This is a genomic window from Arthrobacter ruber (genome assembly GCF_002954225.1).
Taxonomy (GTDB): domain Bacteria; phylum Actinomycetota; class Actinomycetes; order Actinomycetales; family Micrococcaceae; genus Arthrobacter_D; species Arthrobacter_D ruber.
Genome location: NZ_PPTH01000006.1, coordinates 29,805 through 45,411 on the forward strand (window position 1 = coordinate 29,805; position 15,607 = coordinate 45,411).

Here is a 15,607-nt window from a genome sequence, read left to right on the forward strand (position 1 = left end):
AATTAAAGGCCGCGTCATTGCGACCTCTTACCGTGGAAGCCTATCGGTGTTGCCAGAAAATCTCACGTCGCCCAGGCGCCGTCCCGGCGCGCGGCCACGCCCTCCTCGGACGGGTACCCCGGCGAGTTCGGCGATGGCCAGCCGCAGCGACGATCCGGGCGCCGTCTCCAGCAGTGCCGTGCCCGCCAGTAGGGCCCGGTCGGCGGCAGCGGGGTCGGCGGGCAGGAAGGCGGAGATGGGCGTCGACGGCCCGAAGCGCTCCCACGCCTCGCGCAGCTGCGCCTCGGGGGTGTGGCCCACGGCCGCTGCGCGCACCCTGTTGAACACCACGCGCGGCGCGGCCGTCGGGACCGCGTCGGCGAGCTCTGCCAGTGCCTTCACCAGACGCGGGACGCCGATCGTGTCCGCACCCCCGACGGCGATCACCGCGTCGGCCGCCTCGAGGCATCGCAGCGTCGCACCGTTGCGGCGCGGCGCGAGAGTGTCGAAGCTCAGTTCCTCGTCCGCCTCGAGGCAGAAGCCGCAGTCGACGACGGTGACGTCCACGAAGGAGCGCGCAGCATCCAGCACCCGGCCCAGGGCTACTGGACGCAGCTCGGGCCAGCGGTCCGGCCGGGTGATACCGGTCAGGACCCGCAGTCGGCCGCCCTTGATGGCCACGCTCACCGCCACCCGCCCCAGCGCACGGGTGGAGAAGCCGCCCTGGTCGGCGATCCTGCAGGCCTGGGCGAGCCCGGCGGACTCGTCGAGCAGGCCGAGCGACGCGCCGATGCTCGCCCCGTAGGTGTCGGCATCGATCAGCAGGACCGAACTCCCGGCTGCGGCCAGCTCAGCGGCCAGGTTGATCGCGACGGTGGTGCGACCAGGACTGCCCGATGGTCCCCACACGGCCATGATCCGCCCGTCGCCCGGACCGTCGGGCACCTCCACCGGGGGCGGCGCAGCGGCCACCGGCAACTGCAGCGGGCCGGCACCGGCGCGCGACCGGGCGGCGTCGTCGTCGAACCGATCGACGGCCCGGGAGACCGCCTCGGCGAGCACGGCGGGCTCGACCGTGGACGCGACGTACTCGAGCCCCTCGAGCGTCTCCCCGGCGGGGGCACCGTCGGTCAGCGCGATCACGGCGACGCCGACGGACCTCAACCGGTCCACCAGGGAGGCGGTCAGGTCCGTGGTCCCGGGGCCGAGGATGGCAGCCCGTGCGAGGCCCGTCTGGCACGCAGCGACGAGCTCGGGCAGGTCCTCGCAGCGGCGCACCACCGTCACGGGCCCGCGCAGCCGTTCCAGGCCCGGGACGTAGGCGCTTGCCACCGGTCCGAGCGTGATGACCGGGATGCTCACGAACCGGCGCCGGGATTGAGGACGACGGCGATGCGCGCATCGTTGGAGAGGGCGTTCAGCAGGTCGGGCATCGAGGCGTCGTCGACGAGCACCTGCACGCGCGTCGCCGCGCTCGCACCCAGGGCCGACTCCCCCACGGTCAGTTCGGCCACCTCGGCGGCCTCGAGCAGGAGCCGGGGCTCCTCGTACGTATTGGTATCCGTCCGGAGGGACACCCAGACGTCGACGCGGTCGCCTGCCGCCGTTCCGCTGGGCAGCGGGTCCTCGACCGAGAGACCCACCGGCTTCCGGTCCAGCGCGTCGGCGCTCCCGAGGACGGAGGAGGGGACGAGCTCGCCCTGCGGCACGAGGCGCGTGGCGACGGAGCCCTCGGGGATCCCCTCGGAGACCGGCAGGTATGCTCCGGACGAGGCCCCGAGGCGGACCGGGACGGCCACGAGATCCTCGGAGGTCACGGAGGAGCCCACCGCGATGTCCCCGCGGGCCGCGAACACCTCGGTGGTGGTGTTCTGGCTGTCCAGGAGTGTTATGACACCCACCGTGGAGGCCAGGACCAGGAGCAGCCCGACGAGGAGCCGCGGGTCCTTCCAGGACGGCTTCTTCAGGCGCGGAGCATCGGCTGGCAGCTGTGTGGCGCGTGTGTCGGTAGTCACCTGTTGTCCCCCGTACCACCGGCGCCTCCCCTCTCGGGCGGCGTTTACCGGCAATTCTTGTCCACGAGGGGACCGAAAGGAACCGACGCGGCCCGAATCCGTCCAAAGTGTGGATATCACCCTCGGGCATCACGGGCGGTGGCAGACTTGTCGTACACCGAACAACCAGGAAAGGCGGACCCGTGACCGAGCGGCGTTTCCTCACCCTCGCCGATGTGGGCGAGGTGCTGAACATCAGTTCGTCCCAGACCTATGCCCTCGTCCGGTCCGGTGAGCTGCCCGCCATCCAGGTGGGCGGACGCGGCCAGTGGCGCGTGGAGACGCGGATCCTCGAGGAGTACATCGCGAAGGCCTACGAGAAGACTGCCTCTGCCGTGAGGACCGACGCCGAGAGCACGCCCATCCTCTGAGCCGGTCCCCCGCTCATCCGGCCGGTCCGGCCGCCTCGAGCGAGTCGACGGCGTCGAAGGGCACCGTGAGCACGTCGCGGATATTCGCCGCGCGCCTCTCCTCCCCGGGGACCACGAGCGCCACCTCGAAGAAGTCCGCACCGACCCGGTCGATCACGCCGTCGTAGCGCGACGGCGACGTCAGCCACAGCGACACATGGGCCCGGTCCCGTGACAGCGCCCGGAGAGCGGTCCCGAGCCCCAGCTTCGCCCGAACGCCCGCCGGCGCCGGCGCCACTCCGCGTCCCAGCCCGCGGAGGGACTGCAGCGACGAGAACGGCACGATGACCGACCTTCCCTCCACCGTCAGCGAGATCCACCGCGAACCGACGTGGGCCAGGGTGCCGGAGAGGAAGCGCCCGGCCCTGGTGGAGACCTCGACCGGCAGGCCCACCGAACCGAGGAGTCTCTGCACGAGCGTCAGGCGGGACTGCTCGACACGCGTCCGATCCCGGATCTCGCTCTCCTGCCCGGCCTCGACAGCCGCCTGCAGTTGCGACTCCAGGTCGTCGAAGAGGGCATCCCAGCGCATTCCCCCAACCTAGGACGCACTCACTGGTCGGTCAACAGACCCAGTAGGAGCCCAGTGAAAGCAAGTATGGACAAATCTCCTCAAATGGCATCAAACTCATGCCAGAAGGGAGAATGACCATGAGGAGCAACGAGGCCGTACCGGCCGGACTGGCGCTGGCCTGCGGAGTGGTCCTGGCGGTGGCAGGACAGGCCCTGACACACGGGCATCGGCCGGTGGATGCCATCGGCATCGAAGGTGTCGTGGGACTGGCACTCTCGGCGCTCGGGGTCGCGACCATCGTCCTCTGGGTCCTGTCGCTCACGGTCGCCGTCCTGGCCGAGGTGCTGCAGCGGCACGGCCCCTCGACGGTCGCGACGCTGGCGGCGCGCTGCACGCCCGCCTTCATGAGGCGACTCGCGGTCGCCCTCCTCGGTCTGAACCTGCTCGCGGTGCCCGCCCTGGCCCAGGCAGTGCCGGGCGCACCGGCGGGCGATGGACCCATGCCACCTGCCGCCGGGGCGCTCGTCCCGGGGACCACGGGACCCCCGGAAACCGGCGAAGGTACGACGTCCGACGCCGCCGAGCCGACGCCGCCGCCTGGATCACCCTATTGGTCTCCGATGGACCTCAGCGGGACCGACGGGGAGGCCCGTTCCCCCGGCCCGGCCGCCACCCCAGCACCCGCCGGGGGTGTGCCTCCGGTGCCGTCGGCATGGACACCCGCCCCCATGCCTGCCGACGGAGGGCTCCTGATACGGGCGGAGGCCCGGCCGGCGGCGGGTGGGGCGGAGGTCGTGGTGGCACCGGGCGACTCCCTCTGGTCGATCGTCGCCGGCCGGCTCGGGCCGCTCGCCACCGCCGCCGAGGTCGCGGAGGCCTGGCCCGCCTGGTACCACGCGAACCGGACGACCATCGGCGGGGACCCGTCGCTCCTGCTGCCGGGGCAGATCCTGACGAGTCCGCCCTAGGCCCGACCCCCGGGGTGGCGCCCGGCGTGCTCGACATCCACCTCCCGACATGCGCCGCGTGCGACGGGCCCGCCCCCGGCCGGCGCCGGCGGAGGAACCGGCGGCGCACCCGAACACGACACCTGAACAAGGCACCCGGACGGCGCGAGGACGCACCGGGCGACACACCAGGCTCACCGCCTCGGCGACCGGTTCACCCGCACCGGAATCCTGCACAGCACCCTGGAGAGGACATCTCATGCATGCCGTAACGCAGCTCCACCGCACCGCCACCGAGCAGCTCGCCGAGGTTAGCGGATCCCCGCGTCCTCTCCTCGCCGCGCCACCGCGAGGGGCGGCTACCGGGCCGGCTCCCGTCATCGACCTCCACCCGGCCGCCGACCCGTACGGGCCGTCCAGCCGTGAGGAGGCGCCAGAAGCCGGGGCGGCAGGCGTACCCGGCGGGCATGCACCGGACGGACGCCAAGCCGCCGCGGACCAGGAGTCCGTCCGACGGATCTCGGCCATCGCCCGGTCCGTGACGCAGGGCGCCCTCGAGGTCCTGGGCGGTTCACGGCCCCTGCAGCAGCTGTCGCGCTGGCTGGATCCCGAGAACTACGAGCGGCTGCAGCTACGGGCCAACCTCGTCCGGTGCATCGCCGACACGCCCTCCGGCCGGGCCGCCACGACGGCGAGTGCGCACCGCCGCGTCGTGGTGCGCTCCGCCAGGGTGTGCCCCGTCAGCCACGGTATCTACGAGGCGTCGGTCGTCGCCTACGACCAGAAACGGGTCCGCGCCGTCGCCCTACGGATAGAGCAACGGCGCGGAGCGTGGCGGGTGACCGCCCTGGAGATCGGCTGACTACTTCCGCTTCGCCTTCTTGCCGCCCGTCGGCGCGGCCTGTTCCCTGTTGCGCTCGACGTGCACCTCGGCCTCGCCCTGCGCATTGGGTGCGATGAAGTTGAGCGTGGCGGGCTTCGCAGGGGCGTCGAGTCCGGCTGCTTTGATGGTCGGCGTCTGGACGACACTGCGTCCGTCGGTGACGCCCGGGAGCCCGGTCTGCGCGGGGGCCGTGGTCTCGACCTCGAGGTTGAACAGGTAGCCGATGCTCTCCTCGCGGATCGATTCCATCATCGCCTGGAAGAGGATGAACCCCTCACGCTGGTACTCGACGAGCGGATCCCTCTGGGCCATCGCACGCAGCCCGATGCCCTCCTTCAGGTAATCCATCTCGTAGAGGTGCTCCTGCCACTTCCGGCCGATGACCGAGAGCACGACGCGGCGCTCCAGCTCCCGCATCGCCTGCTCACCGAGCGCCTCCTCGCGTGCCTGGTAGGCGAGCTTCGCGTCCGAGAGGATCTCCCCGTGCAGGAAGTCGCGGGTCAGCTTCGACTTCCCGCCGGCCTCCTCGATGACCTCGTCGGCGGTGAGCGTGATCGGGTACAGCGTCTTCAGGTTCGTCCACAGCAGCTCGTAGTCCCAGTCGTCCCCGTGGCCCTGCTCCGTGGCCTCGTCGACCATCGCGGTGATGACGTCCTCGAGGAAGTACTGCACCTTCTCGTGCAGGTCGCCGCCCTCGAGGATCCTCCGGCGGTCGCCGTAGATGGCTTCGCGCTGGCGATTGAGGACGTCGTCGTACTTCAGGACGTTCTTGCGCTGCTCGGCGTTCCGACCCTCGACCTGGCCCTGCGCACTCTCGATCGCCTTCGACACCAGCTTGGACTCGAGGGCGACGTCGTCCGGCATGGTGGCGCCGTTCATGATGCGCTCGGCTCCCCCGGAGTTGAACAGCCGCATGAGGTCGTCCGTGAGCGACAGGTAGAAGCGTGAGCGGCCCGGATCGCCCTGGCGCCCGGACCGGCCGCGCAGCTGGTTGTCGATGCGCCGGGACTCGTGGCGCTCGGTCCCGAGCACGTACAGGCCCCCGAGGTCGCGGACCTCGTCCTGCTCGGCCTTGACCGCTTCCTTCGCGGCCTCGAGGGCATCGGGCCACTTGGCCTCGTACTCCTCGGGGTTGTCCGCAGGATCGAGCCCCTGCTTCTCCAGTGCCGCGACGGCGTTGAACTCGGCGTTGCCGCCGAGCATGATGTCGGTGCCTCGACCGGCCATGTTGGTGGCGACGGTGACCGCTCCCTTGCGGCCGGCCTGCGCGATGATGGCCGCCTCCCGCGCGTGGTTCTTCGCGTTCAGGACCTCGTGCCGGACCCCCGCCTTCGCGAGCTGCTTGGAGAGGTACTCGCTCTTCTCGACGCTGGTGGTGCCGACGAGCACCGGCTGGCCGGTCTCGTGGCGCTCCACGATGTCCTTGACCACGGCGTCGAACTTGGCGACCTCGTTCTTGTAGATGAGGTCGGAGAGGTCCTTGCGGGCCATCTCCCTGTTGGTGGGGATGGGCACGACGCCGAGCTTGTAGGTCGACATGAACTCGGCCGCCTCGGTCTCGGCGGTACCCGTCATGCCCGAGAGCTTGTCGTAGAGGCGGAAGTAGTTCTGGAGCGTCACGGTGGCGAGGGTCTGGTTCTCCGCCTTGATCTCCACGCCCTCCTTCGCCTCGATGGCCTGGTGCATGCCCTCGTTGTAGCGCCGGCCTGCGAGGATGCGGCCGGTGTGCTCGTCGACGATCATGACCTCGCCGTTGAGGACCACGTAGTCCTTGTCACGCTTGAACAGCTCCTTGGCCTTGATGGCGTTGTTCAGGAAACCGATCAGGGGGGTGTTGGCGGACTCGTACAGATTGGAGATGCCGAGGTAGTCCTCGACCTTCTCGATCCCGTCCTCGAGCACGCCCACGGTGCGCTTCTTCTCGTCCACCTCGTAGTCGGCGTCCACGGAGAGCTTCTGGACGACCTTGGCGAACTCGTTGTACCACCGGTTGACGTCGCCCGACGCCTGGCCGCTGATGATGAGGGGTGTGCGGGCCTCGTCGATGAGGATCGAGTCGACCTCGTCCACGATCGCGAAGTTGTGACCGCGCTGCACGAGTTCGGCGGCGCTCCACGCCATGTTGTCGCGCAGGTAGTCGAAGCCGAACTCGTTGTTGGTGCCGTAGGTGATGTCCGCCGCGTACTGCTCGCGGCGCATCGCGGGATCCTGCTTGGAGAGGATGCAGCCGCTCGTCAGGCCGAGGAAGCGGTAGACGCGGCCCATGAGGTCCGACTGGTACTCGGCGAGGTAGTCGTTGACCGTGACGACGTGGACGCCCTTGCCGCTCAGCGCGTTCAGGTAGGCGGGGGCGGTCGCGACGAGGGTCTTGCCCTCGCCCGTCTTCATCTCGGCGATGTTGCCCAGGTGGAGGGCCGCGCCGCCCATCAGCTGGACGTCGAAGTGTCGGAGGCCGAGCGTGCGGCTGGACGCCTCGCGCACGGCGGCGAAGGCTTCCGGCAGCAGGTCGTCCAGCGTGGCGCCGTCGGCGTAGCGCTTCTTCAGACGGTCCGTCTCTCCACGCAGCTCTGCGTCGGACATCTCGCGGAATTCGTCCTCGAGGACGTTGATCGCGTCAGCGTAGTTCCGGAGTCGCTTCAGTGTCTTCTTATCGCCGGTGCGTAGAACTCGTTCAAGAAGTGATGGCACTGGTATCTGCTCCCAATCTGATGCTGCCCAAAGATGGCGTGTCTAGTCTACGTGAGTGACGTCCGGTCCCCCGCTTTGGTTCCCCGGTCCGCTGCCGCGGCGCGGCACCGCGCCGCGGTACCCCGTGTCCGCTCAGAGTAGCGTGCGGACCTGCACGGCGAGCGCGGACGCGAGGTTCCCCCGAGCCTCGACGACCACGTCGTCCAGGCGCAGCCACCGCGCCAGCAGGGACAGCTCGTCGGCGAGTTCGGCCGCGGTGTCCGAGGGCGCCCCGGGTTCCGCATGCGCGGCACGCACCAGCAGCCGGTTCGCGGCACGGTCCGCCTTGAGGTCGACGCGACCCACGACGGCGTCGCGCAGGAGGAAGGGCAGCACGTAGTAGCCGTGGACGCGCCGCTCGGCGGGGGTGTAGATCTCGATGCGGTAGTGGACGTCGAAGAGCCTGTGCAGGCGGTCGCGTTCGAAGACGAGGGAGTCGAAGGGGCTGAGCAGGGCCCTCCCGCGTGCCTGCCGGGGCAGGACCGCCGCGGGATCGAGGAACCACGGCTCCGGGCCGCCGTCGACGGTCACGACGTGCAGGGCACCCGCGACCACGAGGGCGTCGAGGACCGCGCGTGTCTCGCGTACCGGCGTGCGGAAGTAGTCGGCCACGGAGCGGGCGGGAGCGACGCCGAGGGCGCGGGCGGCCCGGCCTGCCAGCACGGTCAGTGCCTCGGTCCTGTCCACCTCGACGGCGGCGAGCGCGGGGTCCGGGAGCACCGCCGCGATCGGCGCGTAGAGGCGCTCGAACTGCGCCGTCCTGCCGGCCGACCCCACCTCACCCCGCGCGAACAGGTCCTCCAGGACCCGCTTGGCCGCTGTCCACCGCCACCCCCAGCCGTCGTCCGGCCGCGAGGCGTCCCCGCCGAGCAGCCGCTGGACGGCGACCGCGGTGAGGGGCGTGCCGCGGGCGAGGAGGCCGAGGATCTCCGTCTCGAGGCTGCGGCGCAGCGCCCCCGGGACGCTTGCGGCCCCCATCCAGGTCCGGCGCTGCCATACGCGCAGGTGCGGGAACAGCTCGGGCGGGACGAGGCTCGCCTCGTGCGCCCAGTATTCGACAAGTCGGCGCGGCCTCCTGGAGTGCAGGGCGTCGAGGTCGGCAGGGTCGTAGGCCCCGAGGCGCGAGAACAGCGGCAGGTAGTGGGACCTGGCGAGGACGTTCACGGAGTCGATCTGGAGCACCTGCAGGCGCTGCGCCGCGGTGTTGACGGCGCGCCGTGACGTCGGGGCATCCACGCGCGGACGGTGCAGCCCCTGGGCGGCGAGGAGGATGCGCCGCGCCTGGGCGGTGGTGAGGTTCGACATGATCTCCTGCACGGGACTGCCTCCGCGCTCGGGCGCGGAGGCAGTCCTCGATCGGTTCGGGAGACGCGGTGGCGCTCCCGGGCAGTGGGCGTCTAGACGGACGCTGCTGCGTTGGCGCGGTAGGCCAGGAGTTCCTCGTGCGGCTCCTCGGTCCCCTCGGCGCACTTCGAGTCGAGGGTGATGACGCCGTAGGTCCACCCCTGGCGCCGGTAGACCGCCGAGGGCGCGCCCGTGGCGGCGTCGACGAAGAGGTAGAAGTCGTGGCCCACGAGCTCCATGTTGTCGACGGCGTCGTCCACGGTCATCGGGACCCCGGAGAAGACCTTCCGGCGGATCAGCACGGGCGAGTCACCCGCCGGGACGTCGTCCGGGGAGGAGTAGGCGTCGGTGTCCTCCGGCTGGACCGGGGCTTCGGCCGCCGTGGCGTCGACGGTCGGTTCGATCACCGGTGTCTCGAGGTAGAGGGGCTGGGCGGGATCGGCCGGCTCGAGATCGGCCGTGGCGACCCGGACGGCCACGGGGGTGTGGCGGCCATGGTGGACCTTCCGCCGGTCACGGGCACGGCGCAGGCGCTCGAGGAGCTTCCCGTAGGCGAGGTCGAAGGCTGCGAACTTGTCGGCCGCGGTAGCCTCGGCCCGGACGACAGGGCCCCTGCAGAGGACGGTCAGCTCGACCGTGAGCGAGGTCTCGGCCGCGCGCGCACTGGGCTCCTTGGTGATCTTCGCGTCGATGCGCTGCACCTTGTCGCCGAGCTGCTCTATCTTGTCGATCTTCTCCGTCGCATACTCACGGAAACGGTCGGATATCGCCAGGTTTCGGCCATTGATCACAAATTCCATGGTGCCCTCCACATCGCTAGATGACGCGGCGACGGCCGAGGCATGGAGCAGAGCCGCCACCGACGGGTACCGATACCTGCCCGGTACCCGTCCCTTCACCGTAGTTCACCCCTGCCCTTTATTCACCCAGCCGCGCTCCGGAACTTGCGGTGGCGTGGGGCCCGCTCGGTGGGGCACGCCTGCGGAACGACGGTCGGCACCCGACGGCCGGGCGCACGGTGCATCCGCCGCACGCCCGGAACCGCCTCCTGCGGGCGGGGACGTGGCCGCGACGACGACGGCGCCGAGTACCCGCGCCCCCTGTGCGGTGAGGACGCGGTGCACCTCGCCGATCGTCGCACCCGTGGTGAGGACGTCGTCGACGATGATGCACTCCCTGCCGGCCAGGGCGCCCCGCGTGCGTCCGACTGCGCCCATGGAGTTCATCACGTTGGTCCGCCGGCGCCGGCGGCCGAGGCCCTTCTGGCCTCCCCGGACGCCGGTCAGCGCCGCCGGCAGGGCCGTCCGGAGCAGTGCGGGCAGCCCGCCCCGCGCGAGGGCTCCCCGCAACCGGGTGATCACCGGAAGGTGCCGCACCGCGGGGGCCAGCACGGTACCTGCGGGCAACCGCCCGCCGCGGTCCAGGCGTGAGAGGAGCAGCATCAGGGGGTCGTAGCCCCGCCGACGCCGGGACGACGCCCGCGTAGGGACGGGCACCAGCAGGACAGGCGGCGACCGGACGGGCGGCGACCGGACGGGCGGCGACCGGACGGGCGGCGACAGGACAGGCACCGGAGACGGCGGTGCCGCCCTGAACTCGGACACGGCGGCGTGGAGCGCTCCGCCCAGGGCCGCGGCGACGGGTGCCAGCACGTCGACGTGACCGTGGTTCTTGAAAGCCAGCAGCACCGCGGCTTCCGTGCGCCCGTACCGCCCCGCGGCGAGGACGGGCAGCGGACCGAACGCCGCACCCGGACGCTCGGCAGGACCTGCGGGGAGATCGACGTCCGGCAGCGACTCCGCGCCGGCTTCAGCGCGGTACGGCCGCACCGTCGCGGTGCGGAACCTCCCGAGGCAGTCCGGGCAGAGGGAGGTGTCCCACCGGCCGCAGACCACGCACGAGGAGGGCAGCAGGAGTGCGGCGAAGGCGCAGAGGGCCCCGGCGAGGCGCCGATAGGCCCGGCCGAAGACCACGCCGTCGAGCAGGGGTGCGAGAGCGGTGAGACGCATGCAGCCATCGCATCGTGCCGGATCGCCATCTCGCCGTCGGGTGGCGGGTATGTGGACATCCCTAGCCGGGGAAGGCGGGGTCCCGGACGTCGAGCTCCTCGTCCACCCAGCTGTTGCCGATGCGCCGGTAGAGCGTCGCACCGGCCTGGGCGTAGAGCGTGTCCTCCGCGTCGGACCCCGCGCTGATGCCGAGGACGCCGGGAAGATCGGCCATGCTCTCCTGGTCGCCGTCCAGCTGCAGGATCACCGGAGCGGCCTCCTCGTCGGCGCCGAGGGAGGAGACGGCGATCATGCTCTGGCCGGCCCACACCGCGGTGTCGACGGAGGCGTCCACGGGAAGGGTGAGCGGAGTCGTGAGCGCCTGCGGCGTGCCCTCCGTGGTCCGCCTGATCCCGGCCAGCAGCAGCTCGCTGGTCCCGCTGCGGTCGGCCACGATCAGCGCGCGCGAGCCGTCCCGCGAGACGCGCAGCTCCTCCACCCGGCGGTCGCCGAGCCAGCCCGCCTCCAGGACTGCCGCCTCCGCCGCTGTCCCGCCCGGCGGGACGGCGAGGATCTCGCTGCGCCCTCCGGCGTCCCTGCTGGTCCACACCCAGTTCTCCGGGTCGAAGGAGGGCCGGGTCAGCGCGCTGCCCTTCACGATCTCCCGGGCCTCGCTCCCGGGCGCGGTCATGTAGAGTGCGCCGGCGTCCGCGTTCAGGAAGGCGTAGGCACTACCCGAGAGCGAGGCCGCCGGTTTCCTCGGCCTCAGCGCGGCGACGCTCGGCACACCCTCGATGGACACGGTGGCGCCGTTGCGGAGTCGGACCAGCTCACCTCCGGCGACGGCCACCTGGTCCCCTCCCACATCGGGCGTCAGCTCGGGCACCACCAGGTCCTGGGCCGGGGCACCGAGCTCGATGGGCTGGCCGCTCGTCATCTCCACGGAGGTGACGTCGTTCAGGCCGAGCAGGTTGACCTCCAGCTGCTGGTTCATCTGCTGCAGGCCGAGGCTCGTGGCGTTCTCCAGGACCTCGGCAGAGAACTCGACGGAGGCGTTCCCCGACGTGATGGGTACGGAGTCGCGGGCCAGCGTGACCCCTTCCGGGAAGGCGCTGGTCACCGCGCCCTGGAGGTAGGGTGCCGGACCCGCCAGCATGGCACTGACGATCCTGGCGGTCACCCCGGTCCGCCGGACGAACCAGCGCGCATCGGGCACCCAGTAGCGGTAGTTGCTGCTGTAGTAGTAGAGGTTGTGCGAGATCAGGAGGTCCTGCGCACTGCTCTGCGCCAGCATGATGCCGTCGGGGATCTCGTCGATCCTCCACTCGCCCGCCTCCTGCACCATCCGCACGCCCAGCGTCTCGGAGGCGGGGACCGCGCTGTTGGTCCGCAGCCCCCGCGAATCGACGATGCCCGTGGTCTCCAGCTGGATCTGGTAGATCCCCTCCGTCTCCCGCTTCTCCACCCGCGGGTCGGACCGGAAGAGGACGATCCGCTCCTCGGGCTTCCACGTCTTCGCCAGCTCCGTGGTCAGGAACTGGCGAGCCACGCTGTAGCCGTCGCCGGCCCCGGTCCCGGCGATGATGAAGTCGAGCAGGATCCGCTCGGGAGTGGCTCCCGCGGACGGACCCTCCGGATCGAAGGCCGGCGCGACGGCGTCGGTCTCGGCCTCCGCTGCCGGGATCACGCCCACGGGACCCCTGGTCGGGATGGCGGAGCAGGCCGTGAGGGCCAGGAAGCAGGCCACCAGCACCGCGGCGACGAGGGCCGTGGGCAGCCTGCGTGCAGTGCGGCGTCGGACGGTCCCGCCGCGTGGCGTCGTGTTACTGCGTCGCATTGCTCTCCCTCGCTGAGCTCCCGGCGTCGCCGCTCGCCTCGTACCCTGCATCCCGTGCCTCCCGGCGAGCGTCCTCCCGGGACGGCTCGGTCGACGGCTCCTGGGCTCCCTGGACTGCAGGGTGCGGGCCCGTCGCCGGCGGCAGCGCCAGGGGCGACGACGTCAGCACGGTCCCCTGGCGCCGCGGAAGCGTCAGGCGGAAGCACGCCCCCGAGCCCGGCATCCCCCAGGCCTCGAGCCATGCCCCGTGCAGTCGGGCGTCCTCCATGGCGATGGAGAGCCCGAGTCCGCTGCCTCCCGTGGTCCGGGCTCGTGCCGGGTCGGCCCGCCAGAAGCGGTCGAAGACGCGCGAGGCCTCCAGCGGCGTCATCCCGATCCCGTGGTCGCGCACGGCGACCGCCACGGCGTCGGGGCTGCAGGCGATGTGGACCTCCACCGGCCTCCCCTCGCCGTGCTCGAGCGCGTTGACGATCAGGTTGCGGAGGATCCTGTCGATGCGGCGACCATCGGCGTCGACGATGCAGCTGAACTCGGAGGACACGATGCGCAGATCGGTGTCCAGCCGCTCGGCGAGCGGCCGCGCGCCGTCGATGGCGTGCTGGACGAGCTGGACGATGTCCGCCGACTCCGCTTCGAGGGTCGCCGCACCGGCGTCGAACCGCGAGATCTCGAGCAGGTCGGCGAGCAGCGCCTGGAAGCGCTCCACCTGATCGAAGAGGATCTCCGCCGACCGCTTGTTCACCGGGTTGAAGTCCTCGCGGGCGTCGTGCAGGACCTCGGCCGCCATGCGCACCGTGGTCAGGGGCGTCCGGAGCTCGTGCGAGACGTCGGAGACGAAGCGCTGCTGCATCTGCGACAGCTGCGCGAGCTGCGTGATCTGGTCCTGCAGGCTCGCCGCCATGCGGTTGAACGAAGCACCGAGACGGGCCACCTCGTCCTCCCCGGTGACCTCCATGCGTTCCTGCAGCTGCCCGGAGGCGAGCTTCTCCGACACCGACGCCGCGTAACCGACCGGCAGCACGACGCTGCGGGTGACGTACCAGGTGATCGCGCCGATGACGAGCAGCAGCACCACGCCCACCAGCCACAGGACACCGTGGATGTCCTCGAGCGTGGACTGCATAGAGGAGAGGTCGTAGTACACGTACAGGGCGTAGGGGGTGCGCTCCGGAGGCAACTGCACCTGCGTCCCGAAGACCAGTCCCGGGGCGTCCGGCTCACCGTCCTGCGTCACCGGGATGGTGATCGGCGCCCAGTAGACGTCCTGCCCCCCGGTCACGGCCCGCTGCAGGTCATCCGGCAGCATGCCCGCCGTCGCCCCGTCCTGGCTCACCGTGGTGGGGACGAACAGGTCCTCGCCGCCGGCGATGGGCACCAGCATGGCCTGCCGTGGCGCGTTCGTCTTGCTGCCGACGATGGCGTTGACGGAGTCGAGCACCAGCCGGCTCGTGGTGTTCCGGTCCGTCGCCGAGGAGTCCCTGAAGACGGCCTTGGTGGACGTCAGGGCGGAGCTGGCCTCCGCGCTGAACTGGTCGAAACGCTCCTCGTAGAGCGCGCTCGCGATCTGGTTGGACAGGAATCCCCCGACGGCCACGAAGGACACGGAGGTGAGCAGCATCGTCGCGACGACGGTCCGGAACTGCAGCGATCGGCGCCAGCTGCTCGCGATGGCACGCAGCAGGACGCGCACCCGGGATGCACCGCCCCTCAGCCGGGCGGCCGCGGACCGCGGACCAGTGGCGTCGACGGCGCCCACCCGATCGGGCGGGCCGGAGGGGAGGCCGGACCCGCGTCCGGGATCGGGATCGGTCATCGTGAGCTGCTCGTGGACGGGAGCGTCGTCGGCCTCGGGAGCGCGGCCGTCCGCCCCCTCCGTGTCAGCCCTGTCCGGCCTTGTAGCCGACACCACGCACCGTCAGGACGATCTCGGGGGCCTCGGGGTCACGCTCGATCTTCGAGCGCAGCCGCTGCACGTGGACGTTGACGAGCCGGGTATCGGCGGCATGGCGGTAGCCCCACACCTGTTCGAGGAGCAGCTCACGGGTGAACACCTGCCACGGCTTCCGGGCGAGGGCGACCAGCAGGTCGAACTCGAGCGGCGTGAGCGAGACACGCTGGCCCGCACGCGTCACCTCGTGGCCGGCCACGTCGATGCCGACGTCGCCGATCCGCAGGGTCTCGGGGGCCTTCGACTCGGCCGGACGCAGCCGGGCGCGCACGCGCGCCACCAGTTCGGCGGGCTTGAAGGGCTTGGGCACGTAGTCGTCGGCACCGGACTCCAGACCGCGGACGACGTCGGACGTGTCCGACTTCGCAGTCAGCATCACGATGGGGAGGTCCGACTCCGCGCGGATCTGGCGGCACACCTCGATGCCGTCGATGCCGGGGAGCATCAGGTCCAGCAGCACGAGATCCGGCTGGGTCGAGCGGAACACGCCGAGTGCGGCGGAGCCGTCGGCGCAGAAGACGGGGTCGAACCCGTCGTTGCGGAGGACGATGCCGATCATCTCGGACAGGGCCTCGTCGTCGTCGATGACCAGTATGCGAGCCTTCATACCCCAATACTGTCCCATCGACGGCACAATGTCCCATCAGCCCCACCGTGCGGCGCCCGGGCGGGCCGGCAGGGCGCACCGCCGGGAAGGGCAGAGCCCGGCCTATGATGCTGGAGGGGATGCTGATCGTACGCCTCCCGGGAGTATCGACCGAGGGGACGCCATGAGCGATCAGGTGAACGGGCAGCCGAACGACGGGCCGTCCGCCAGCCGGCCGGATGGCCAGGGCGAACGGCAGGGCGAGGGCGGGCCAGGCGCCCCCTGGCAGGCGCCCGGCGTCCCTGCCGCCGGGACCGGCGCCCCGGGAGGGCGGCCGTGGCAGCCCCCGACACCGCAGGCCGCCCCCGGCAGCCCCTACGCGGCACAGGC

13 protein-coding genes and 1 pseudogene are annotated in these 15,607 nt (G+C 71.2%); 4 read left to right on the plus strand and 10 right to left on the minus strand.

Translation table 11 applies throughout. The features are described 5' to 3' along the window. Positions 1-27: 27 nt before the first annotated feature. Entirely contained in the window at positions 28-1,341 is a 1,314-nt protein-coding gene (locus tag CI785_RS00445) for a CpaE/TadZ family protein (protein ID WP_105030142.1), read from the minus strand. Next, positions 1,338-1,994, minus strand: coding sequence for a CpaB family protein (locus tag CI785_RS00450; protein WP_240614915.1), 657 nt, complete (start codon positions 1,992-1,994; stop codon positions 1,338-1,340). The genes CI785_RS00445 and CI785_RS00450 overlap by 4 nt, the downstream gene beginning before the upstream one ends. 182 nt (positions 1,995-2,176) lie before the next feature. Here CI785_RS00450 and CI785_RS00455 point away from each other — a divergent pair, with 182 nt between their 5' ends. Further along, entirely contained in the window at positions 2,177-2,404 is a 228-nt protein-coding gene (locus tag CI785_RS00455) for a helix-turn-helix domain-containing protein (RefSeq protein ID WP_105030143.1), read from the plus strand. 13 nt (positions 2,405-2,417) lie between these two features. On the opposite strand, the gene CI785_RS00460 is transcribed toward CI785_RS00455, so the two are convergent. Further along, positions 2,418-2,975, minus strand: coding sequence for a hypothetical protein (locus CI785_RS00460; protein WP_105030144.1), 558 nt, complete (start codon positions 2,973-2,975; stop codon positions 2,418-2,420). A gap of 119 nt (positions 2,976-3,094) precedes the next feature. Here CI785_RS00460 and CI785_RS00465 point away from each other — a divergent pair, with 119 nt between their 5' ends. Beyond that, positions 3,095-3,925, plus strand: a complete 831-nt coding sequence (locus CI785_RS00465) for a LysM peptidoglycan-binding domain-containing protein (protein WP_157940092.1) — start codon at positions 3,095-3,097, stop codon at positions 3,923-3,925. Positions 3,926-4,163: 238 nt separating this feature from the next. Then, complete coding sequence (locus CI785_RS17395; RefSeq protein WP_240614916.1) at positions 4,164-4,766, plus strand: Rv3235 family protein; 603 nt, start codon at positions 4,164-4,166, stop codon at positions 4,764-4,766. Here CI785_RS17395 and secA read toward each other — a convergent pair whose 3' ends face one another. The 7 genes from secA to mtrA form a co-directional block, all read right to left on the minus strand. Further along, on the minus strand, positions 4,767-7,475 hold the full coding sequence (gene secA / locus CI785_RS00475; protein ID WP_105030146.1) for a preprotein translocase subunit SecA: 2,709 nt from the start codon (positions 7,473-7,475) through the stop codon (positions 4,767-4,769). Positions 7,476-7,607: 132 nt separating this feature from the next. Continuing rightward, the gene (locus CI785_RS00480; RefSeq protein WP_338064862.1) at positions 7,608-8,819 is read right to left on the minus strand and encodes a winged helix-turn-helix domain-containing protein; all 1,212 of its coding nucleotides are present in this window, start codon (positions 8,817-8,819) and stop codon (positions 7,608-7,610) included. Between the two features lie 92 nt (positions 8,820-8,911). Beyond that, positions 8,912-9,658, minus strand: a complete 747-nt coding sequence (gene hpf / locus CI785_RS00485; RefSeq protein WP_105030147.1) for a ribosome hibernation-promoting factor, HPF/YfiA family — start codon at positions 9,656-9,658, stop codon at positions 8,912-8,914. Between the two features lie 105 nt (positions 9,659-9,763). Beyond that, positions 9,764-10,867 carry a ComF family protein gene (locus tag CI785_RS17320; protein WP_105030148.1) on the minus strand — a complete coding sequence of 368 codons (1,104 nt, stop codon included), beginning with the start codon at positions 10,865-10,867 and terminating at the stop codon, positions 9,764-9,766. A 61-nt stretch (positions 10,868-10,928) separates the two neighbouring features. Then, positions 10,929-12,683 (minus strand): LpqB family beta-propeller domain-containing protein, encoded by a 1,755-nt coding sequence (locus CI785_RS00495; protein WP_157940093.1) that lies wholly within the window; start codon positions 12,681-12,683, stop codon positions 10,929-10,931. Beyond that, positions 12,670-14,496, minus strand: coding sequence for an MtrAB system histidine kinase MtrB (mtrB, locus tag CI785_RS00500; protein WP_105030150.1), 1,827 nt, complete (start codon positions 14,494-14,496; stop codon positions 12,670-12,672). The genes CI785_RS00495 and mtrB overlap by 14 nt, the downstream gene beginning before the upstream one ends. A 64-nt stretch (positions 14,497-14,560) precedes the next feature. Further along, positions 14,561-15,238, minus strand: a complete 678-nt coding sequence (gene mtrA / locus CI785_RS00505) for an MtrAB system response regulator MtrA (protein WP_105030151.1) — start codon at positions 15,236-15,238, stop codon at positions 14,561-14,563. A 163-nt stretch (positions 15,239-15,401) separates the two neighbouring features. Here mtrA and CI785_RS17325 point away from each other — a divergent pair. Continuing rightward, positions 15,402-15,607 (plus strand): annotated as a pseudogene (locus CI785_RS17325) (hypothetical protein); the annotation flags it as partial.